The 21672-nt window shown below is 59.1% G+C and carries 19 protein-coding genes; 9 read left to right on the top strand and 10 right to left on the bottom strand.

The window, feature by feature from the left end; translation table 11 throughout:
- Positions 1 to 205: 205 nt before the first annotated feature.
- Positions 206 to 1618, top strand: a complete 1413-nt coding sequence (locus MUN80_RS25765) for a urate hydroxylase PuuD (protein ID WP_244717952.1) — start codon at positions 206 to 208, stop codon at positions 1616 to 1618.
- Positions 1619 to 1643: 25 nt separating this feature from the next.
- Here the strand turns inward: MUN80_RS25765 and MUN80_RS25760 are convergent, their stop codons facing one another.
- Together MUN80_RS25760 and MUN80_RS25755 are read right to left on the bottom strand one after the other, a co-directional pair.
- The gene (locus MUN80_RS25760) at positions 1644 to 2360 is read right to left on the bottom strand and encodes a DUF434 domain-containing protein (protein ID WP_244717948.1); all 717 of its coding nucleotides are present in this window, start codon (positions 2358 to 2360) and stop codon (positions 1644 to 1646) included.
- A gap of 77 nt (positions 2361 to 2437) precedes the next feature.
- A complete protein-coding gene (locus MUN80_RS25755) occupies positions 2438 to 3037 on the bottom strand; it encodes an FMN-binding negative transcriptional regulator (protein ID WP_244717945.1) in 600 nt (199 codons plus the stop codon).
- A gap of 295 nt (positions 3038 to 3332) precedes the next feature.
- Between MUN80_RS25755 and MUN80_RS25750 the strand changes: the two genes are divergently transcribed.
- On the top strand, positions 3333 to 4178 hold the full coding sequence (locus MUN80_RS25750) for an urease accessory protein UreD (protein ID WP_244717942.1): 846 nt from the start codon (positions 3333 to 3335) through the stop codon (positions 4176 to 4178).
- 279 nt (positions 4179 to 4457) lie between these two features.
- Here MUN80_RS25750 and ureG read toward each other — a convergent pair whose 3' ends face one another.
- The 6 genes from ureG to MUN80_RS25720 all read right to left on the bottom strand — a co-directional run bounded on the left by ureG (position 4458) and on the right by MUN80_RS25720 (position 9697).
- Positions 4458 to 5210 carry an urease accessory protein UreG gene (gene ureG / locus MUN80_RS25745; protein WP_244717939.1) on the bottom strand — a complete coding sequence of 251 codons (753 nt, stop codon included), beginning with the start codon at positions 5208 to 5210 and terminating at the stop codon, positions 4458 to 4460.
- Between the two features lie 87 nt (positions 5211 to 5297).
- Positions 5298 to 5966 carry an urease accessory protein UreF gene (locus MUN80_RS25740; protein WP_244717936.1) on the bottom strand — a complete coding sequence of 223 codons (669 nt, stop codon included), beginning with the start codon at positions 5964 to 5966 and terminating at the stop codon, positions 5298 to 5300.
- Between the two features lie 110 nt (positions 5967 to 6076).
- Positions 6077 to 7792, bottom strand: a complete 1716-nt coding sequence (gene ureC / locus MUN80_RS25735; protein WP_244717933.1) for an urease subunit alpha — start codon at positions 7790 to 7792, stop codon at positions 6077 to 6079.
- Between the two features lie 10 nt (positions 7793 to 7802).
- The gene (locus MUN80_RS25730) at positions 7803 to 8216 is read right to left on the bottom strand and encodes a hypothetical protein (RefSeq protein ID WP_244717930.1); all 414 of its coding nucleotides are present in this window, start codon (positions 8214 to 8216) and stop codon (positions 7803 to 7805) included.
- A 40-nt stretch (positions 8217 to 8256) separates the two neighbouring features.
- Complete coding sequence (locus MUN80_RS25725; RefSeq protein ID WP_244717927.1) at positions 8257 to 9003, bottom strand: urease subunit beta; 747 nt, start codon at positions 9001 to 9003, stop codon at positions 8257 to 8259.
- Between the two features lie 88 nt (positions 9004 to 9091).
- On the bottom strand, positions 9092 to 9697 hold the full coding sequence (locus tag MUN80_RS25720) for an urease accessory protein (protein WP_244717924.1): 606 nt from the start codon (positions 9695 to 9697) through the stop codon (positions 9092 to 9094).
- A 291-nt stretch (positions 9698 to 9988) separates the two neighbouring features.
- On the opposite strand from MUN80_RS25720, the gene MUN80_RS25715 reads away from it, so the two are divergent.
- The gene (locus MUN80_RS25715; protein ID WP_244717922.1) at positions 9989 to 13054 is read left to right on the top strand and encodes an ATP-binding protein; all 3066 of its coding nucleotides are present in this window, start codon (positions 9989 to 9991) and stop codon (positions 13052 to 13054) included.
- 17 nt (positions 13055 to 13071) lie between these two features.
- Here the strand turns inward: MUN80_RS25715 and MUN80_RS25710 are convergent, their stop codons facing one another.
- Entirely contained in the window at positions 13072 to 13803 is a 732-nt protein-coding gene (locus MUN80_RS25710; RefSeq protein ID WP_244717920.1) for a LytR/AlgR family response regulator transcription factor, read from the bottom strand.
- 302 nt (positions 13804 to 14105) lie between these two features.
- On the opposite strand from MUN80_RS25710, the gene MUN80_RS25705 reads away from it, so the two are divergent.
- Positions 14106 to 14252, top strand: coding sequence for a hypothetical protein (locus tag MUN80_RS25705; protein WP_244717918.1), 147 nt, complete (start codon positions 14106 to 14108; stop codon positions 14250 to 14252).
- Positions 14253 to 14527: 275 nt separating this feature from the next.
- Positions 14528 to 15022 carry a hypothetical protein gene (locus MUN80_RS25700; protein WP_244717916.1) on the top strand — a complete coding sequence of 165 codons (495 nt, stop codon included), beginning with the start codon at positions 14528 to 14530 and terminating at the stop codon, positions 15020 to 15022.
- 96 nt (positions 15023 to 15118) lie between these two features.
- Here MUN80_RS25700 and MUN80_RS25695 read toward each other — a convergent pair whose 3' ends face one another.
- A complete protein-coding gene (locus MUN80_RS25695; RefSeq protein WP_244717914.1) occupies positions 15119 to 16663 on the bottom strand; it encodes a hypothetical protein in 1545 nt (514 codons plus the stop codon).
- Positions 16664 to 16840: 177 nt separating this feature from the next.
- On the opposite strand from MUN80_RS25695, the gene MUN80_RS25690 reads away from it, so the two are divergent.
- The 4 genes from MUN80_RS25690 to ilvB all read left to right on the top strand — a co-directional run bounded on the left by MUN80_RS25690 (position 16841) and on the right by ilvB (position 21591).
- Positions 16841 to 17068, top strand: coding sequence for a hypothetical protein (locus tag MUN80_RS25690; RefSeq protein WP_244717912.1), 228 nt, complete (start codon positions 16841 to 16843; stop codon positions 17066 to 17068).
- A gap of 106 nt (positions 17069 to 17174) precedes the next feature.
- Entirely contained in the window at positions 17175 to 18077 is a 903-nt protein-coding gene (locus MUN80_RS25685; protein WP_244717910.1) for a branched-chain amino acid transaminase, read from the top strand.
- Positions 18078 to 18166: 89 nt separating this feature from the next.
- Positions 18167 to 19834: a dihydroxy-acid dehydratase gene (gene ilvD, locus MUN80_RS25680; protein ID WP_244717907.1), complete on the top strand. Its 1668-nt coding sequence runs from the start codon at positions 18167 to 18169 to the stop codon at positions 19832 to 19834.
- Between the two features lie 20 nt (positions 19835 to 19854).
- The gene (ilvB, locus tag MUN80_RS25675; RefSeq protein WP_244717904.1) at positions 19855 to 21591 is read left to right on the top strand and encodes a biosynthetic-type acetolactate synthase large subunit; all 1737 of its coding nucleotides are present in this window, start codon (positions 19855 to 19857) and stop codon (positions 21589 to 21591) included.
- Positions 21592 to 21672 lie beyond the last annotated feature (81 nt).

Here is a 21672-nt window from a genome sequence, read left to right as displayed (position 1 = left end):
CTTTAAATTGAAGGCTTTTCCAAGCCAGTTTTCCACGACTTTTCCCTCGCGGCACGGGTATTCACTCGGTAATCCTGCGACCAAAAACTCCGCCTAGCAGGCTGCTACGGCGGATTCTTTGCCGGAAAGCGGCGTTCTGGACTGAAAAATCCTATTTCTCCCACCCTTTCCAAGGACCCCGCGCCGGGGTCCGGTTTCTACCTGCATGACTCAAGTTTTACTGGTTTCTGCCTTCCTGCTGGGCCTCGTGCTGCTGCTGGGAGCAACGTACGCACTGCAACGCTTCGCCAAAGTCGACAAAAGGGGCGGTAAGCTAGGGGAAAATGGCCTGACTATGCAAGGCTTCTCCTATCTTCTTATTCTACTGACGGTTATTTATGTGCTGGCCGTGTTTTACATTCTCATCAAAGGCTCCCCTTGGGAAGGCCATTTGATGGAATGGCTCAACATTGTGGTGCGCCTAATGCATATCACCTTCGGCATTGCCTGGATTGGGGCCTCGTTCTACTTCGTGTTCCTGGAAAATGCCCTCAACCGCACTGACAACGTGCGCGAGGAGCTGGCCGGCAACCTATGGGCCGTGCACGGCGGAGGCTTCTACTACCTCGAAAAATACAAGCTGGCCCCCAAGGAAATACCCCGCGACCTGCACTGGTTTAAGTACGAGGCCTATTTTACCTGGCTTTCGGGCTTCAGCCTGCTGTTTGTGGTGTACTACTTCAACGCCGGCTCCATGCTCATCGACCCCCAGGTACTTGATGTGGCTCCGCTCACGGGCGTGGCCATTGGCGTGGGTTCCTTTATTGTGGCCTGGCTGATGTACGACGTGCTCTGCAAGTCGCCGCTGGTGAAGCAGGGAATGTGGTTTGCCCTGCTCGGCTTTCTGGTAATTGTTGGGTTTGCCTTTTTCTACTGCCAGGTGTTCAGCGCCCGGGCGGCCTACATTCACTTCGGGGCTATGCTGGGCACACTCATGGTCGGCAACGTGTTCTTTACCATCATTCCGGCCCAAAAGGCTATGGTGAAGGCCGCCACGCTGGGTCAGCCCCTGGACCCCACGCTGGGTAAAAACGCCCTGACCCGCTCGTTGCACAACAACTACTTCACTTTGCCGGTGCTGTTTGTGATGGTCAGCAACCACTTCCCCAGCACCTTCGGCCACAGTCAGCCCTGGCTGATTCTGGCTGCCATTTCCCTGGGCGTGGCGGGTGTCAAGCATTGGCTGAACCTGCGCGAAAAGAAGCAGGCCACCGTCTGGATTCTGCCCGCCTCGGTGGTGTTTCTGTTGGCGGTGGCCTTTGTGTCGGCCCCGCCGAGAGAAGCGGCAGGCGGCGGTGCTGCCGCCTGCACGCCCAACGTGAGCATGGCCCAGGTCAATGCCATTGTGCAAAACCGCTGTGTGCGCTGCCACTCCTCCAACCCCACCGACGAAGTATTCAAATCGGCCCCCAATGGGGTAAAATATGACACGCCTGAAGACATTATCCGTCTGCAAGACAAGATCATGCAGCGCGTGGTGGTGACCAAAACGATGCCCCAGAACAACAAAACCAATATGACCCAGGAAGAGCGGGACCTGATTCGGTGCTGGATTGAGCAGGGCGCGCAGAATAAGTAGGGCCTGGGCCGCGGAGAGCTTTTTCTTACCCCAAATCCAGCAGCCAGCGCGGCGGGTCGGCTTCCAGCGCCAAAGCGGCTAGGTTGAGCCAGACCCCGGCACGGTCGAGTACGGCTGAGTCGGAGGTTACCACGATATCCGTGGTTTCGACCAGGTTTCGGTCGGGGTTCATCACTACTTCGGCCGTCCAGGGGAGACCCAGCTCCGGTCCCAGCTCGCGCAGGCGCGCCGCCAGCCGGCCACTGTTGGACACGGGCTGGTCGAGCAGCCACCGCACCGGGCCGGGCGAAAGACGCAGCAGGGCTGCGGCGGCCAGCCGAATGGCCCGGTCGGTTTCCTGCACCGCCCGATACGTGCCGTGAATGCTGGATAAGTCGCGCAAGGCACTATCGCGGCCCCGCAGTACCACGCCGCCGCTCAGGGCCGTTTCGAGGGTGATAAGCAGGTTGAAACCGTCGATGGACACGGGCCGGCCGCCTAGGTCAGCGGCTGATAGGTGCGTGGCCGCGCGCCCGGCGTACTGCTCTTCGGTACAGGCGGCGCGGCCCACGGCCCAGCGTTGGCGCTCAGTCAGCGCATACCGGTCGCCGACCAGCTTCAGGGTGGCGGCTGGTGGGTAGCCGCGGGTCAGCAGCCAGGATAATTCGTCGACGGCCTTTCGCAGCACTGGTACCCATTCGGGCGCAAAGAGCCGGGTATCGTTGGGGTGGGGGCCACGGTGGCGGGTATCGGCTGGGCGCATGAAGAAACGGAAAGGAGTAGCGGGGCAAGTTGAGCAATAAGCAGCGGGCAACGTCAGCCCACGTTGCTTTATCCCGTCTACTGGATATAAGGCGCCAGCTCCCGCGCCGCCGAATCAGGCCCGTTGGCTAAGTGCGCGGCAATAGCGGTTCGCTCGGCCGCAGATTTGTTCTGACTTAGCTTCTGCTGGCCTTGCAGCGCCGTTACCTCCACTTCGAAAGCCACGATACCGCGCATCATGCTCGTTTTAAAGGTTTCGGGCAGGCTCTCCCACTGCGCCTGGTAGCTCGGCTCATAGGTGGCAATAAGCTGCTCCAGAGCCCGGGCTGTATCGGCTTCGCTGTCGAGGAGACGCACCCGTCCGTAGGCGTGCACGGCAATATAATCCCAGGTGGGCACGCTTTCCCGCTTCTCGTAGAGCGTGGGCGAAATGTAGGCGTGCGGCTCGGTGAAGATGACCAGCACGTCTTGCCCGGCCCAGGATTTCCACTGCGGATTGGCGCGGGCCAGGTGGGAGGTGAGGCGCACACCCGAGTCATCGGCCCTGACGCTGAACGGCAGATGGGAAGCCACGGGCCGCTGCTGGTCGACGCTGACCAGGGTGGCAAAGCTGTAGCGTTGCATAAAGGCTACGGCTTCAGCCTGGTCGGTGAGCTGGAAGTTTGCGGGGATATACATGAGCAGCAGGCAAAGGATGAGGGGATACCCAAGGGGCGTAACGGCCTAGTTAGGGCCATAAGGCGTCGGCACTGATCTGGCAGGTAGCGCCGCCGAAAGATACTGGCTTGCTTTGGCAACCCAGTAAACCAGCCCCCGCACGGGCTTCAAATGGTTCTATCCGAAGCCCTTGTAAAACCAGCGTTGTGAACCGCTTCGCAGATGTAGCTTTGCGCCTGTCGGGCCATCAAGGAAATAATGTAGTTGATAGTACCGGTCCGCAGGTGGAGCGGGCCTCGCGCAAAACAAGGAAGGTATGAACTGGAGCACCGTGGAGGTAGCGCAGGTGCGGGGCCAGAGCCGGCTTATCACCTGCCACAACCTGCAACCCCTGAAGCTACTGAACCCGAAGTCGCCGACGCCGGCCTGCCACGTGGTGCTCAGCAGCTACGGCGGAGGCATGGTCGCCGGCGACGCTATCCGGCTGCGCATCGGGGTGGAAGCCGGGGCCCGGCTCTTCGTCAGCACCCAGGCCAATACCAAGATATTCAAATCCACGAATGGGGCGGTGGCCGAGCAGCACGTGGCCGGCACTGTGGCCGCCGAAGCCCTGGCCGTCGTCTTTCCCGACCCGGTGGTGCTACAGGCCGAGAGCCGCTACCGGCAGGTACAGCACTGGCAGCTGCACCCCACGGCCACCCTGCTGCTCATCGACTGGTTTCACTCGGGCCGCATGGACCAGGGCGAGCAGTTTGCCTTTACCAGCCTGCACTCCGAGCTGCGGGTAAGCCGGGGCTCAAGGCTGGTGCTGCTCGACCGGCTCACCTTCGAGCCCGAGCACCACATTGCCGCCTCGCCCGCCAACTTCGCCGGCTACCAGACCTTTTTTTCGCTCTACCTGGTCGGCCACCCGGAAAGCACGCTTTTCCAGCGCCTCGTCGCGCGGCTGGAGCAGCAAAAGATGCCCGGCAGCACCGGCCCGCACTTCCGGATCAGTAGCCAAAACTATTTGGTGGCCGTGTCCAGGGCCAAGGACGACGTCTACATTCTGCGTGCCGCTGCCCACAGCCGCGCCGCCCTGCAGCCGCTCTGTAAGCAGCTATTGCAGGAGTTGGCTTCGGCCGAAATGCTGGGTTACAATCCGTTGCTGCGCAAATATTAGCTTGGGCGTAGCGACACGTATTCGCTTCTCCCCGTGAGACATCTGCTCGTCTGCTGTTTTCCCGGCCTGCTATAGTAGCGGAGCGCGAAAACAAGTGTTTCTATGCTCCGCTACTGCCCCGGAGCTTAGAAATATTTATTTGTAAGCTCCGCTACTCCCCCGGAGCTCAAAACCATTTGTTTGTAAGCTCCGGGGGAGTAGCGGAGCATGAAACCATTTGTTTGTAAGCTCCGCTACTTCCTCTGTGGTCAAAAACAATTGTTTCCAGGCACAGGGGAGTTACCGCCGGTCTTCGCGCACCGAGGCCAGGGCCCGGACTTTGGCTTCCTTGATGTGGTTGATAATCTCGTCCAGGCCGTGCCCGTCGATGGCGCGGGCAAAGAGAAAGGGACCCTCGCCGCGCATTTTCAGCGAGTCGCGCTCCATCACGCCCAGGTCGGCGCGCACTAGGTCTTTCAGGTCGATTTTGTTGATGACCAGTAAATCCGACTGGGTGATGCCGGGGCCGCCCTTGCGCGGAATTTTGTCGCCGCCCGACACGTCGATGACGTAAATCGAGTAGTCGACCAGTTCCCGGCTGAAGTGGGCGGCCAGGTTGTCGCCGCCGCTTTCCACAAACAGGAAGTCCAGCTTATTCTCGAAGCGGGTCATAAGGCCTTCGAGGGCGTCCATGTTCAGGGAAATATCCTCCCGGATGGCCGCGTGGGGGCAGCCCCCGGTTTCGACGCCCACAATCCGGTCTTCGCTCAGGGCACTGTGGCGGATAAGAAAATCGGCGTCTTCGCGGGTAAAGATGTCGTTGGTGACGACGCCCAGTTCCTGCTCGTGGCGCATTCGTTCGCACAGCGCTTTAAGCAGGGCCGTTTTGCCGGTGCCCACCGGCCCGCCAATGCCCACGGTGAAGGCCCGCTGCCTAAAGTTGCGGTAGGAAGGCAGGCGGCGGGTTTCGCGCTGCGCGAAGTCGCCCGGCGACTCGTAGGCTTCGTGGGTGTGCCCGTGCAGCAGCAGGGCTAGCTTATCGACAAAGGCCATGGGGGGAGGTGGTGAACTAGTGAAATAGTGAGTTGTCGTTCTTTTTCTTTTGTCATCCTGAGCTGATGGATAAGCTTGCAGGCGAAGCTAATTTTGAAACAGCTTGGAGTAAATATCGTCGTGCAGAACCTGGGCGGCGTCGAGGACGAAGGCGGAGCGGGTAGCCTGGGTGTAAGTTTTGCCGGCTTGAGCGGCCAGGATATGCTCGAAGACGGCGTAGAAATCGTGCTGAAGCTGGTGGCCTTCCAGCGGGCCGAGGAAGCCCAGACGAATGGCGGCGCTGAGCTGGTCGCGCAGGAGCATGTGCAGAAACATGGTCTGGACCTGCTCCAGGGCAAAACCCACTTGCTGCAAACCCAGGGCAAATACCAGCGTGAAGTGCAACGGGACTTGCTGCTCAGCAAACCACGCCTGGATTTCCGGCAGGTCGGCGTCGGGATAAAAGGAGATGAGCAGCTTAAGCCAGTTGCGGCCCTGCACCACGCTGGCCTTGTGCAGGGCCGGCACCAGCATCAGGGCCTCATATTCCTGGGCTACGGGCTGCAATTCGGGACCCAAGCCTAACTGAAAGCAGGCCTGCATAAACGGTAATTCCAGGCTGCCAATCTGCTGCAAATGGGAGTAGAGAAAGTTGCGCATCCCACCCTGAGACTGAATCAGCCCGAACGTAATGCTACTTTCGAGCCCGTAGGAATACGCAAAGGACCCCGTCGGAATGGACGAGTCGACCAGGTGAAGCAGGCGGGCAAATTGCATTTGGGTTGGTCGTAGAGACGCATACTTCCGTCTCAATCATTGCTGAGGTTGCTTATAAAGTAATGCCGGCCGTTCAACGACGAGACGCAAGTATGCGTCTCTACATCGTTCTAAAACAGGCTGTAGAGCTGCGCCAGGGGCAATTTCGTGGCTGGCTCGCAGGTCAGGTGCACCCCGTCCACCGTTACGCGGTAGGTTTCAGGGTCCACTTCGATGTTGGGCAGGTAGTCATTCAGGGCCATGTCCTTCTTGCCAATGCTGCGGCAGTTTTTCACCGCCACCACTTGCTTTTGCAGGCCGTAGGTGCTTTGCACTTTTTCTACCGACGCCTGGGACACAAACACCATCGACGCCTTGCCGATGGCCGTGCCCAGGGAGCCAAACATGGGCCGGGAAAACGAGGGCTGGGGCGTGGGAATGGAGGCGTTGGCGTCGCCCATCTGGCTTTGCACGATGATGCCGCCCTTGAGAATCATTTCGGCCCGGGCCCCAAAAAACTGCGGCTTCCAGAGCACCAAATCAGCCAGCTTGCCCTGTTCTACGGAACCAACTTCGTGGGCAATGCCGTGGGCCCGGGCGGGATTGATGGTGTACTTGGCCACGTAGCGCCGGGCCCGGAAGTTGTCGGCAGTACCAGCCGCGTCTTCGGGCAGCAGGCCGCGCTGCTGCTTCATCTTGTGGGCCGTTTGCCAGGTGCGGGTAATGACTTCGCCGACCCGACCCATGGCCTGGGAGTCGGAAGAAATAATGCTCAGTGCGCCCATATCGTGCAGGATGTCCTCGGCAGCAATGGTTTCCTGCCGGATGCGGCTTTCGGCGAAGGCCACGTCCTCGGGAATGTTCTTATCGAGGTGGTGGCACACCATGAGCATGTCCAGGTGCTCGTCGATGGTATTGACCGTGAAGGGCCGCGTGGGGTTGGTGGAGGAGGGAATAACGTTGGGCTCTCCGCAGATTTTGATGATGTCGGGAGCGTGGCCGCCGCCGGCGCCTTCAGTGTGGTAGGAGTGAATGGTGCGGCCCTTAAACGCCGCCGTGGAGGTTTCCACGAAGCCGCTTTCGTTGAGCGTGTCGGTATGAATGCAGACCTGCACGTCGTATTCCTCGGCGATGGTCAGGCACTGGTCGATGGCCGCGGGCGTGGTGCCCCAGTCTTCGTGCAGCTTAAAGCCCAACGCCCCGGCCTCGACTTGTTCCCGCAACCCCTCGGGCTTGGACGTGTTGCCCTTGCCCAGAAAGCCGAAGTTGAGCGGGTAGGCCTCGGTGGCCTTGAGCATTGTTTCCAGGTAAAAGGCGCCGGGCGTGCAGGTGGTGGCCGTGGTGCCAGCCGCCGGACCCGTGCCGCCGCCTATCATCGTGGTCAGGCCCGAGGCCAGGGCTTCAGGAATCTGCTGGGGGCTGATGAAGTGAATGTGGCAGTCGATGCCGCCGGCGGTGAGAATCTGGCCTTCTCCGGCAATGACTTCGGTGGTCACGCCCACGGTCATGCCGGGCGTCACGCCGGGCATAATGTGGGGGTTGCCGGCCTTGCCGATGCCGCTGATTCGCCCGTTCTTGATGCCGATGTCAGCCTTGTAGATGCCGGTGTAGTCGAGCACCAGGGCGTTGGTAATGACCAAATCCAGGGCCTCGTCCTGGCTGATGCCGGCGGCCTGACCCATCCCGTCGCGCAAGACCTTGCCGCCCCCGAACTTGCATTCCTCCCCGTACACGGTGTAGTCTCGTTCGACCTGGATTAGCAGGTCAGTATCGCCCAGGCGGACTTTGTCGCCGGTGGTGGGGCCGTACATATCGGCGTAGGCGCGGCGGGAGATGGGTAATGACATGGTGGTTGATTTAGTCTTGGCCCAGATAGAAGAAGATGCCGGTTTCCTTGCTGATAAGACCGAATACCGTGTTGTTGTAGCCTACGCTGGTTACTTCGTCACCTTTGCGAAATGCAGGGCTCTCATTGTGTTGCGCTTTGCTGAGCGAGAAGTACACGATTTCTGGCCTTTTCACTCGATAAGCTTCCACTTTGGCAGCGGTGTAAGGATCGGTACGCCAGAGCTTCTTTCCGTTTTTATCAATTGCGGTGATAAACACTCTAGATGAGTCCAGTAAGAATCGGGTACCACTTTCTTCATCAACGAGCGTGTAGCTCTTAGGGCGACTTTTTAGTGTGTAATGGCCCACGTATTGGGCCTGCGCTCGGCAAGCACCGACGCTCAAAGCGAAAATGATGAGTATTAGAGCTGATAGGTGCTGCATGAGGTTGCGCTTAAAAAATAGGGAGCAATTGGACCCTAGGTTAGGGCCGAAACCCTGCCGTCTTCTCTATAGCAGCACTTCGCTTACCATCCTCATCCAACCGCCCATCAATCCACCCATTGCCGCCATACACGATTCTCTCGCCGCCCAGGGCTACTAGCGTTACGCGCTTCCGCTCCCCGGGCTCGAAGCGCACCGCCGTGCCGGCCGGAATGTTGAGCCGGAAGCCGTAGGCGGCGGCCCGGTCGAACTGTAGGGCCGCGTTGGTTTCGAAGAAGGGGTAGTGGGAGCCCACCTGCACCGGCCGGTCGCCCAGGTTCACAACGTCGATTTCCACCGTCTCGCGGTTTTCGTTCAGGATCAGCTCACCTTCAGTTAGCTGGTACTCGCCGGGCGTGTCGTTGATCAGGTTGTCGGGCTGGGTTACGGCGGCCGTGCGGGTCAGGCCCGAGCCGTAGAGGGCCAGGGCCGGGTCGCCGGTTTCGCGGCAGATGGGGTGGTGCACCGTCACCAGCTTGGTGCCATCGGGAAAGGTGCCTTCTACCTGCACCTCCTGAATCATTTCGGCCACGCCGGGCATCACGTCCTGCAAGCCGAGTAGCAGCTTGCCCTTGTTCATTAGCGTAGTGACAGCCTCCCCGTCGCGAATAAACTCCAGCAGCTGCGTGGCTAGTAGGGCCAGGGCTTCGGGATAATTTAGCAGCAGGCCGCGGGCGTAGCGCTTCTGGGCCACAAAGCCGGCTTGGTGCAGCACCAGTTTGTCGAGGTCTTTGGGAGTCAGGTGCATTCTTGGTTGTTAGTTGCTCGTTGTCAGTTGTCAGGCCGTTTTGGTGGTTAGCAGAGCAGTGCTGAGCGTTGATTTGCTGAAGCAGCCATCACCAACCTACATTCTGAAAGACCATCCAAGCCCCGTAGCCCACGCACAGCACCGACGAGAGCAGGATGCTGCCGAACTTCAGCACCCGGTTGATGCGCATGCGCCGGGTAAAGGGAATACTGCACAGGCCGGCTACTACGAACATGCCCAGAATCGAGCCCAGCCCGAACACCAGCATATACAGAATACCCGGCAGGGGCCGGCGGATTTCGCTCATCACCAGTAGCACCAGCGCCCCGCTACCGGCCAGGCCGTGCAGCAGCCCCACGGTGTAGGCTAGGCGGTGCTGGTAGCGGGCCGGGCGTACGTTTACCGGCTTGTTCCAGCCTATTAGTCGGCTTACGCCCATGGCGATGAGCAGCACGCCCACGGCCGCTTCAAAGTAGCCCGAGGTCAGAAACGTCACCCGGCTCAGCAGAATAACGGAGCCTACCAGCACCAGCATCGTGGTGTGGCCCAGGCCCCAGTAGATACCGTCGCGCAGGGCCTCAGCCGTTGTTTCCCGCCGCGACACCATGTTGCCCACGGCCAGCAGATGATCCGGCTCGAAGGCATGGCCCAAACCGGCCACCGACGCAAACATAATCGGCACTAAAGCTTCCATTCTCAGCGGCGCATACCAAAGGCTTGAGCGCTCAATATAGAACCTAAGTGAGCTTGGCAGCGCGTGGGCTGAATATTTTCCTGAAAATACCTGCTTCGCTACAGCCCTGAGCAACCCGCTGCCCCCGGGAAAGGGCCCACTGCGTCGACATGGATTTATTCGTTAGGCGGTATGTGTTTAACCAGTCGGGGCTGCCGTTGACATGGTCACAGAACCCATTCGACCAAAAAATTCCTGTGCTTCCCGACTTCTCTATTTCTTGCATAGTTGCTTGTCATCGTAGTGTCCAGTATGTCTGAATTGCCCTCTTCCGCTGCTACTCCTTCCCTTGCTGATTTCGCCCAGGCTCAGGCCCGAATTGAGCAGTTGGAGCAGGCCTTGCAGCTAGCCCATCAAGCTAAAAAAGTAGCCGATGAGCGTATGGCGTACTATGCCAATTACCTCACCGAAGGCGTAGTGCTGTTGAATGCGGAAGGAAAAGTGTTGTTGCTGAACAAGCCTTTCTGCGAGTTTTTCGGCGTTTCGGACTCGGCCGGGCAGTGGCTGCAGCGCCCGGTGGCTGAGCTCAGCGCTGCCATTGGCTTGTGCTGTGACCAGTCCCAGCAGCTGGTCCGCGAGTTTGAGGCTGTGGTGCAGAGCGGGCAACCTTCGTACGGCAAGCAGGTACACCTGACCAACGGCCGGATTCTGGACCGCGACGTAGTGCCACTGCAGGCCCTGGAAGTAGGCTCGACCAACGTGCTGCTGCGTTACCGCGACATCACCAGCCAGCACCAGGCCGCCGCCGAGCTGCAGGCCATGTCGCGCATTCCGGAACAAAACCCCAACCCGGTGCTGCGCTTCCGCAAAAATGGAGAATTGCTGTTCGCCAACGCGGCCCTGCGTGGGCTGCGCGACAGTCTCGATGCCGACTCCCTGGCCCTCGTCTGGCAATCCTTGCTGGACGCGGCAACTCAGGCCCTGGCTACCAATGCGCCCCAAACCCTGGAAATAGCCTTCGGCCCGCGCCTGTTCCGGGTTAAAGTTATGCCCTTTGCGGCCGAAGAGTACACCAACCTGTACCTGCAGGAAATCACGGAGCAGCGCGAAGTGGAGCTGCAAATGGCCAACCAGCGCCAGTTCTACGAAACGATTCTGGATGAGCTGCCGGTGGAAGTCGTGATGCTCGACGCTGAGCAGCGCTACCTCTACGCCAACCCCTACGCCGTGCCCAACGCGGAAGCGCGCACCTGGCTGCTGGGTCATACCATCACTGAGTTTTGCCAGCGTTACCAGTATCCGCTAACCCTGGCCGAGCAGCGCGTCCGGATGTTTGAAGAGGCCCAGCAGGATGAGCAACTGGTAATCTGGGACGATATTACGCCTCACCCCGACGGCGTACGCTGCCACCAGCGCCACTACAAAGCCATTGCGGGCCCCGATGGTGCCCTGCAGTTCATGCTCGGCTACGGCCTCGACATCACCGACCGGGTAAAAGCCCAGCAGCAGCTGCTCGACGAGCAGAAGTTTACCCAGCAGGTGCTTGACACCATTCCCAGCCTGATCTACGTGCGCGACGCGGCCGGCAACCTTGTGTTTCGCAACCACGCTATGCGCCAGCTCCAGGAGTTCCGGCCCTACCGCGCCAAAGCCGCCCAGGACGCCAACAGTATTGTGGCCCGGGAAGAGCGCGAGTACACCGCCGCCGATGCCCACGTGCTGGCCACCGGCGAGGAAATCAAGAAGGAAGATCCTTACACGCTGCCTTCCGGGGAGGTGCTGTGGTTCCAGACCATCAAGCGGCCCCTGCGCCGCCCCGATGGCGCCATGGAAGTGCTGGGCGTCAGCACCGACATTACCGACCTGAAAGCCGCCACCGAAGCGGCTGAAGCGGCCGCTAAAGCCCGGGAAAACTTCCTGGCCAACATGAGCCACGAGATTCGCACCCCGCTCAACGGAGTGCTGGGCATGGCCGGGCAGCTGGCCAAAACCAACCTCAACGAGCGGCAGCAGGAACTACTGAAGGTGATTCGCTCCTCGGGCCAGCACCTGCTGGGCATTCTCAACGACGTGCTCGACATGGCCAAGATTACCTCGGGCAAGCTGGAGTTTGAGCAAACTGCCTTCAACCTCTGCGACTCGATGGGGCAGGCCGTGGAGCCTCTGGCGCTGCTGGCCACCGAGAAAGGCCTAGAGTTCAAAGGTACCCCACTGCGCGAAAGCTGCCCCAACTCCTGGGTTGTGGGTGACCCCTTCCGCCTCAATCAGATCCTGATAAACCTCGTGTCCAACGCCGTGAAGTTTACCGAGCGGGGCACTATCTCGGTGGGCGGCTACTACGTGGGCGAAACCGAAACCCACCTGACCACCGAGTTCCGCGTCACGGATACTGGTATCGGTATTGCCCCCGACAAGATTGACCGTATTTTCGAAGGCTTCACCCAGGCCTACGCCGACACCACCCGCCGGTTTGGCGGTACGGGGCTGGGCCTGAGCATCAGCCGGGTGCTAGTCGAGAAGCTGGGCGGCCTGCTTAAGGTGGAAAGTGAAGTTGGGCGTGGTAGTACCTTCTCCTTTACCCTCACCCTGCCCAAGGCCGAAGCGCCCCGGGCCAAAAAGGAAGACGTAGTGGACAACGGTTCCCTGGCCGGCCGCCGCATTCTGCTGGCCGAAGACAATGAAATCAACCGCGACGTGGCCCGCCTCATGCTGGAAGAATGGCAGGTGCAGGTTGATGAGGCTCCCGACGGCCTGGTAGCCGTAGAAATGCATGCCGCCAACGCCTACGACGTGATTCTGATGGACATTCAGATGCCGAACATGAACGGCCTGGAAGCCACGGCCCGCATCCGCCAGCACCCCAATGCCGTTCGGGCCCAGGTACCCATCCTGGCCCTGACGGCCAATGCCTTCCGGGCCGACAACGAACTGTACCTGGCCGCGGGCATGAACGACTGCCTGGCCAAGCCCTTCGAAGAAGATGCCCTCTACCAGAAGCTGGTCGACCTAGTAGCCTCGGCGGCCCAAACTGCCCGCAGCTACGACCTGACCAGCCTGCGCGAGCTGGCCCGCGGTAAGCAGACCTTTGTCGACAAAATCATTCGTTCCTTCCTGCGCAACATTCCCGAAACCGTGCAGGAGCTGCGTTTGGCGGCCGGCGACAGTAACTGGACCCGGGTAGCCGAGCTGGTGCATCACATCAAGCCCAACTTGGTGCAACTGGGCGTGGAAGGCGTGGATGAAGCCGTAAAACAGCTGGAGCAGGCCCGCCACCCCGGCAGCTCGGAAACTCGTCTGGCCGCCATTGCTCACCTTACTACCCGCCTCGACCGGGTGGTACAGGAGCTGCCCTCCGAGCTTAGCTCCGAAGAGGCCTAAGCCCTAATGGGTAAGGGCTAGAGGCTGCGCAGCTTGCGGAAAAACTCTTCCTGGTAAGATTTGCCCACCGGAATTTCGTGCTCCCCAAGCAGCAGCTGGTTGTCTTCCACGGCCTCAATACGCTTGGTATTTACGATGAAAGAGCGGTGTACCCGCACAAAATGGCTGAACGGCAACCGTTCTTCCAGGGCTTTGAGTGTGATGTACACAATGTGCTTGTGCTTGGGCGTCACGAACACCGAATAGGTCGACATGGCCTCGATGTATAGTACATCATTGAAATCGAGCTTCACGAGCTTGTTGTTGACCTTGACAAACAGTTCGGAGCCTTCGGTGACGGTGGTAGCTGCGGGCAGAGTAGGCGAGGCAGCCGCGCGCAAAGCCAGAACCCGATCCACGGCTTTACTGAAGCGGGCGTAGTCGACAGGCTTCACCAGGTAGTCGGCCACGGCCAGCTCGAAGGCGGCCACGGCAAAATCGGCGTGGGTAGTGACCAGAATTACCTGGGGCTGCGGCTCGGACAGGGCCCGCACCAAATCCAGTCCACTGAGGTGAGGCATTTCAATGTCCAGAAACAGCAGGTCGATGGGCGTGCCGCTGCGCAGCATATTCAGAGCCTGCACGGCGTCGGGCAGGGAAGCTACCAGGTCCAGGGCATCCGTCATTTCCACGAAATGCTCGAGCGTGAGACGGTTGATTTCGTTATCGTCGACAACCAGGCAGCGCAGACGAGCAGGGGAAGTAGGCATGAGGAGCGGGATAGGGGACAACAAGAGGCGGTCAGCATTTTTGCCGTGGGCAGCAGAAGCAATAACCTTTAGAAAGCCAAAAGTACTATTGGGCTAAAAAGGTCAGCTTTGAAACAAAGTCCAATCTACGGTTGCATTGCTCAGTTGCAAAACAACTTCTCGCTAACCTGTTTCTGCTGCCCGATGAAGAACGTACTGCACCTGTTAAGTGGATTTGATTGAATTTACTTTCGCTGCATTTAACCCCGGACCGACCCAGACTACTCCCGGCGCTATGGCTGAGCATAAGTCAGGCCGCGGACGTGAAGCAAGCTACCCGGCAGGAACTGCAGCAGCTCCGTGAAATAAAGGCTAGGCAGGACGCCAAACCGGTAAAGGACGGCGCCTTCACTACCAAACAGATGCTGCAGTCCGACACGGCTACGCTGTGCATCCTGGCTCCTGACTAGTATACTACTTCGCTCTTTTGCAAGAACGGCAAGTGGCTTAGCAGCAGTAATTAACCGCGTGCGTTGCCCAGCAATAAAGCCTTGCAACTGTTGGCCATGGAGTTGGCTGGCTGGTTTGGGCGCGCACTGACCTGATAGGTGCGCGCTTTTTTATGTCGGTGGCGGAAACCAGGGCCCCGGCTTGTGAGTTGAGTAGCAGGGACTAAGAATAGAAAAAGTAGTTTTTATTAATCTTTTTCAGTAATCTTAGGGGCTGTTTTTATCAACCCGAGCCCATGAAATACCTGGCTGCATTCTCGCTCATGCTGGCCCTTGCTGGCCCCGTAGTAGCACAGTCGGGCAAGGCTGGGCACGTTCTGGAACAACGGCGGGCCGCTTTGGGCACCGACGTCCGCAAGTTTCGCCACTTAGTGCCCGAGCGGGTAGAGGCCAGTACCCAAACCGTATACTATACCAGCAAGCGGGAAAACCTGCAAGTGGGGGGCTACACCGTCACCGGGATTAGCTACGGTTTTTACAAGGACAAGCTTTGTTCGATAGAGTTGCGCGTGATGGGTGATGCAAACTGCAAAGGCATTCATAACCTGTTGCTCTCCGAGTACGGGCCCAGCCAGCGCGTAGCGGCCAAAAGTGAAAATTGGACCGACCCCCAGGTAACGCTGCGCTACACCGAAGTGCCGCAGGGCTTCGCCACCATCGTACTGGCCAGCAAAACCCTGATGGAGCAGCGCCTGGCCGAAAGCAAAGTACCAGCTTACCACAGCGCCTAGCGTTTTTCTCGGTTTACTCTCGCCTCCTGACGTCATGTCGGCCTTTCTGCTTCGTCCGCAGAAAGGCCGACATGCTCGTTTTAGGCTCCGCTTGTTTTACTTCAGGTGCCGGAATTTACGCTGCATGATTTCCTGAACCGAAACACCTTCAATCTTGCTTTCCAGCCAGGAAACGATGTCCAGATAGAGGAAGGGGCGGCGCTCGAAGGGCTGGGCCGCAATGCGGATGAGCTGTTCCTTAAGCTGAATAAAGGCATCCTTGAGCTCGTCCGGGGCGACGTCGCCGACGCTGCGCAGGAACTGGAAAATAGCCACCTGCATCTGCTGCTGGTCGTTCATCTTGCCCAAAAAGCGGTACACCGACTTAATCTGGTACTCCAGGGCTTCATCCCGGCCGGCCTCGTAGTGGGCAATCAGGTTGAGAATCCGGGCAAAGCACTGAATGTCCTCGCGCAGGCTGACGTCGCGGAACTGGATGATTTTGGTGAGGTACTCAATGGCCTTATCGTTGTTGCCGCTGCCGAAGTAGAGACTGGCAATCTTGTAGTAGAATACCAAGCGGCGGTGCGAATCGAGCTGCACCTGAAACCGGTCGAGGTTGTCGAGCAGGCCCGGAATAAGCGTCAGGCCCGCTGTGAAGCGCCCTTGCAGGAAGTAGGCGTTGATGCGGTTGGTATAAATGTAGAGGAACAGCAGCATCTCCGTGTTGGGGTTGGTGCGGCGGTCCGGGTCGGCGGCAAAGGCCTCCAGGGTTTCTAGTACTTCGATGAACTTGCTGAAGTATAGCAAGTTATATAGTGAAATCAGCAGGTTGTGCAGGCCTTTGATGTAGAGCATAGTTTGCTGCTCTTTCATCGAGGGGGTGTGTTCAAACAAATCCACCCATTTCTGGGCATAGCGGAAACAGGCCGGGAAATTCTGGGTGATGGTATGGTACCAGACGTGGGCCTGGTAATAGTACAGCCGTTCGTAAAAGCCAGCCTGAGCCAGATCGACGGTTGGCAGGGCTTCGTGGAAGTAGGCCGTGATGTTGTCGTAGTCTTCCTGGTTGCGCACGTGCCCGATCTTGAGGTAGAGCCCATACATGCGCAGCGCTACGTTCGACAGCTCGTGCATCTGGGCTACGTGGCCGGCCGTGTCGGAGGCTTCGGCCGAGAGCACCTCGGCCCGGCCGCGCAGGCTGCGCGTGATATACTGCGACTCGATGAGCTTCTCAAAATCCAGGGCCAGCAGGGCAATATGGGGCATTTCGGCCTGTTGGGCCGTTTGCTTTACTTTTTCCAGCATTTTAAGGCTCTGCTGGTACAGGCCGCGGTTGTAGAGCACCCGGGCATAGTCGAGCTGCTCGTGGAGCTGAATGTCGAGGTTCTGCCCCGAATGATACATGCGCAGACTCGCCAGCAGCTGTTTGTAGAGGTTGGCCTTGAGGTTAGCTACTTGCACTTTTTTAATGGCCGGTACCTGGGTCAGCACCCGTTCTTCGTCGTAGGCAGCCTGCCCGTCGAGGGCATCGAAGAGCTGCAGAAACTTCAGGCCCTCGTTGGAGCCCTGGCGGTTGGTAAACAGGCGGAAGTGCCGCTTCTCCGAGCGGGTCAGCGACTTTATTAACTGAAAAACGGGGTCAATGCTTTCGTTAGGCATTGTAATGGCTTGTTTGGTAAGTGGTTGTATTGTAGATGGTTATGGTTGATAATGGCGTAATTGGAAATAGTGACTATCCTAAATATTGTTTTCCGTGGGCTAGAACGGAATTGCTACTTGCCTGCGGCTTTGGGCATTAGCCGCCTTCTTCCGGGCAAGTTACAACCGCTTCCGACTTTGGCTAACCGCCACTGGAAAGATCTGGAATCGGGACGCTCCTCAAACCGGAAACGACCCGCCGTTATTGCCCCAGGCCAGGAATTGCCGACCGCCAATTTAAACGAAACCAAGTGGATTGTTGGGCTACGCATTGCACGCATCACCTTCACCACCAACCAGCCTCTTGCTATGCTCTTCACCGTGCTGCTCGTCACAAAGGTCATTATTCCGCCGCCGCTGGGCTGAGGGAATTGCTGCTGTTTGCCACAAACGAGCCTTTCTAAGCCCCGCGCTCAGGAAGGCTTTTTACTGCCTGCTACTTCTAACCGCTTCCACTTAACGCCACCGTTTTATGTATTTCAACAGTAACACCGTCGCCTTCCTGGATGGTGAATTCGTGCCGGCCTCGGAGGCCACTTGCGGCGCTTATGCGCAGTCTTTGCACTACGGATACGCCGTTTTCGAAGGCATTCGGGCCTACAACACGCCCCAAGGCTGCCAGATCTTCAAGGCCCGGGAGCATTACGAGCGGTTTCACTACTCCTGCCAGGCTATCGGGCTGCCGCTGAACTACTCAGTGGAGGAACTGACCCAGATCAGCTACCAGTTGCTGGAAAAAAACGGGCTGACCGACGCCTACATCCGGCCGCTGGCCTACGCCGCCACACCCAATATGAGCCTCAAGCACGCCACGACCGGCAACCTGCTGATGGCCGTCTGGGAGTGGGGCAAGTACCTCGGCGACCAAAGCCTGCGCCTTACCATTTCGCCCTACGAGCGGCCCAACCCCAAGGCCGTGCCGATTGAGGCCAAGGTCTCAGGCCACTACGTTAACTCCATCATTGCCAGCTCCGAAGCCAAGAGCCGGGGCTACGACGAAGCCCTACTGCTGGACATGAACGGCTACGTGGCCGAAGGGCCCGGCGCCAACTTCTTTTTCGAGAAAAACGGGGAACTGTACACGGCTCCGGCCGGCAGCATCCTGCGCGGCATCACCCGCAATACCATCATCGACCTGGCCCGTGAAGCCGGTATTACCGTGCACGAGCAGTTCTTCACGCCGGCCGCACTGCAAGAGGCCGAAGGCGCCTTTATGACGGGCACCGCAGCCGAGGTTATCGGCGTCTCGTCGGTTGATGAGGTAGTATTTGCCAAGCCGTACGCCGAAACCATTGGGGCCCAGCTGGCTAGCCGCTACCAGGCTCTGGTAACCGGGCAGGAGGTTGGAGCTGAGAAGTTAGAGCTTAGATCTTAGACAGTCTAAGCCACGGCAGAGTAGCTCCGGCATCCCCCAATACTTCCACTTCTAAGCTCTGAGTTCTTAGCTCTAAGCCCACTTAACACATGGCCCTTAATACCTACAGCCGCATTTACACCCAGGACGACAGCCTCCCGGCCTCCCAAGCCATGCTCATTGGCTCGGGCTTGTCGGAAGCCGATTTGCGCAAGCCCTTCGTGGGTATTTGCTCTACGGGCTTCGATGGCAACACCTGCAACATGCACCTCAACGGCCTAGCCGACCATGTGAAGGAAGGGGTGCTGGCGGCGGGTTTGGTAGGGTTACGGTTTAATACCATCGGGGTGTCGGACGGTATTACCAACGGCACGCCAGGCATGCGCTACTCCCTGGTTTCCAGAGAAATCATTGCCGACTCCATCGAGGCCATGGCCGGGGCGCACAACTACGATGCCCTGGCTTGCGTGGTGGGCTGCGATAAAAACATGCCCGGCTCCCTGATGGCTCTGGCCCGCCTCAACCGGCCCGGGCTGATGGTGTACGGCGGCACGATTAAAGGCGGTTCTTTCAAAGGCCAGCAGCTCAACATTGTTTCGTGCTTCGAGGCTTACGGCAAAAAGCTGCAAAACAACATTTCCGAGGAAGACTACCGCGGTATTATCAACCACGCCTGCCCGGGCCCCGGGGCCTGTGGGGGCATGTACACGGCCAATACTATGGCCTCGGCGGCCGAAGTACTGGGTATGTCGGTGCCGTTTTCGTCCTCAGCTCCGGCCGTGAGTGACCAGAAACGCGAAGAGTGCCTGCGGACCGGCGAATACCTGCTGAATCTGCTGGAAAAGGACCTCAAGCCCCGCGACATTATGGTGCGGGAAGCCTTCGAAAATGCCATGGTGCTCATTACGGTACTGGGTGGCTCTACCAACGCCGTCATTCACCTGATGGCCATTGCCGATGCGGCCGGGGTCAAGCTCACGCTCCAGGACTTCCAGAACGTGAGCAACCGAGTGCCCATGCTGGCCGACCTCAAGCCCAGTGGCAAGTACCTGATGGAGGATTTGTCGGCCCTGGGCGGGGTGCCGGCGGTGATGAAGACGTTGCTTAACGAAGGGTTGCTGACTGGCAATTTACCCACTGTGACGGGCAAGACCCTGGCCGAAAACCTGGCGAATACCGCTGCCCTGGGTGAAGAGCAGGACTTGCTGCGGCCGTTTGCTAACCCAATTAAAGCCGACGGTCACATTCAGATTCTCTACGGCAACCTCGCCCCCGAAGGCGCGGTGGCCAAGATTACCGGCAAGGAAGGTACCCGGTTCGAAGGCCCGGCCAGCGTGTTCGACTCCGAGGAAGAGCTGAACGAAGGCCTGAACCAGGTGCAGCCTGGGCAAGTGGTTATCATCCGCTACGTGGGGCCCAAGGGCGGGCCGGGCATGCCTGAAATGCTCAAGCCCACCTCGGCCATCATCGGGGCCGGGCTCGGCGACAAAGTGGCGCTGGTCACCGACGGGCGCTTTTCGGGCGGTACCCACGGCTTCGTTATCGGTCATGTGAGCCCCGAAGCCTACGACGGCGGGCCCATTGCCATGGTCCGCAACGGCGACCAGGTGGTTCTCGACGCGGCCAACAACACGATGAGCGTGCTGGTGGACGAGGCCGAACTGGCCGCCCGCCGAGCCCAGTGGACGCCGCCCGCCGTGAATGCGCCCCGGGGCGTGCTGCGCAAATACATCCGCACCGTGGGCTCAGCCAGTGAAGGGTGCATCACCGATTCTTGAGGCAAGTCAAACGCAAGCCTATGTTGACCCAGGAAAAAACAACCCAGTTGGCCCCGGAAACGGCACTGCAAACTATGTCGGGGGCGGAAATGACCCTGCGCGCCCTGCTGGCCGAAGGCGTAGACACCGTTTTCGGCTACCCCGGTGGTGCCATTATCCCAATTTACGATGCCCTGTACGACTTCCAGCAGGAACTCAACCACGTGCTGGTGCGCCACGAGCAAGGCGGCATTCACGCGGCCCAGGGCTACGCCCGAGCATCGGGCAAAGTGGGGGTGGTGTTTGCTACCAGCGGCCCGGGCGCTACCAACCTGGTGACTGGCTTGGCCGACGCCCAGATTGACAGCACTCCGTTGGTGTGCATCACGGGGCAGGTTTTCGCTCATTTGCTCGGCACCGATGCCTTCCAGGAAACCGACATCATCAACATCACTACGCCGGTTACCAAGTGGAATTTCCAGGTAACAGAAGCTAGTCAGCTGCCTGAGGCGCTGGCCAAGGCCTTTTATATTGCCCGCAGCGGCCGGCCGGGTCCGGTGTTGATTGACATTACCAAGAATGCCCAGCTGCAGAAGCACGATTTTGCTGAGTACAAACCCTGTAACCACATCCGCAGCTACCGGCCCGCGCCTATCGTGCGGCCCGAGTATGTAGCGCAAGCCGCCGAGCTGATCAACCAGGCCCGGCGCCCTTTTGTGCTCTGGGGGCAGGGCGTAACGCTGGGCAAGGCCGAAGCTGAGTTTCGGGCCTTTGTCGAGAAAAGCGGCATTCCGGCGGCCTGGACCATCCTCGGCGCCGGCGCTTTACCGACCGAGCACCCCCTGAACGTGGGTATGCTGGGCATGCACGGCAACTATGGTCCCAACGTGCTGACCAATGAGTGCGACGTGCTTATTGCCATTGGTATGCGCTTCGACGACCGGGTAACCGGCCGCCTCGATAAGTACGCCAAACAGGCCCAGGTGATTCACCTCGACATTGACCCCACCGAAATCGACAAGAACGTGGCGGCTACCGTGCCGGTGTGGGGCGACTGTAAGGAAACACTGCCCATGCTGACTGAGCTTATTGAGGCGAAAACCCACCCAGAGTGGCGGCAGCGCTTCGAGCAGTATCAGGCCGAGGAAGTAGCTGCCGTTATCCAGGACGAACTGTTTCCGACCTCGGATGAGCTGACCATGGGCGAAGTAATTCAGCAGCTCAACGAGCTAACCCATGGCGAGGCCATTGTGGTAACCGACGTGGGCCAGCACCAGATGGTCGCCTGCCGCTACGCAAAGTTTAACCACGCACGCAGCAACATTACCAGTGGCGGGCTGGGTACCATGGGCTTTGCCTTGCCGGCTGCCATTGGGGCCAAGTTCGGCCGCCCCGACCGGCCCGTGGTGGCCATTATCGGCGACGGGGGCATCCAGATGACGATTCAGGAGCTGGGTACTATCATGCAAACCGGGGTCGAGGTGAAAATCATCATTCTCAACAACCAGTTTCTGGGCATGGTGCGCCAGTGGCAGGAGCTGTTTCACGAGCGGCGCTACTCCTTCGTCAACATCGCCAGCCCCGATTACGTGACCGTAGCCAGCGGCTACAGCATTGCCGGCAAGCGGGTGTCGGAACGCGGAGAACTTAAAAGCAGCCTGCAGGAAATGTTGCAGCATCCAGGCTCTTTCCTGCTCGAAGTCATGGTGACCCGGGAAAATAACATCTTCCCCATGGTGCCCCAGGGCTGCAGTGTGAGCGAAATCCGGCTGCGCTAAGCGGTGAACTAGTGAGATGGTGAAATGGTGAGTTGCCGTGCCAAACGTGCTACCAGAACATCAAACTTACTAGTTCACCAC

Source organism: Hymenobacter cellulosivorans (assembly GCF_022919135.1).
Lineage (GTDB): Bacteria > Bacteroidota > Bacteroidia > Cytophagales > Hymenobacteraceae > Hymenobacter > Hymenobacter cellulosivorans.
This window is presented reverse-complemented; position numbering and strand designations above follow the sequence as displayed.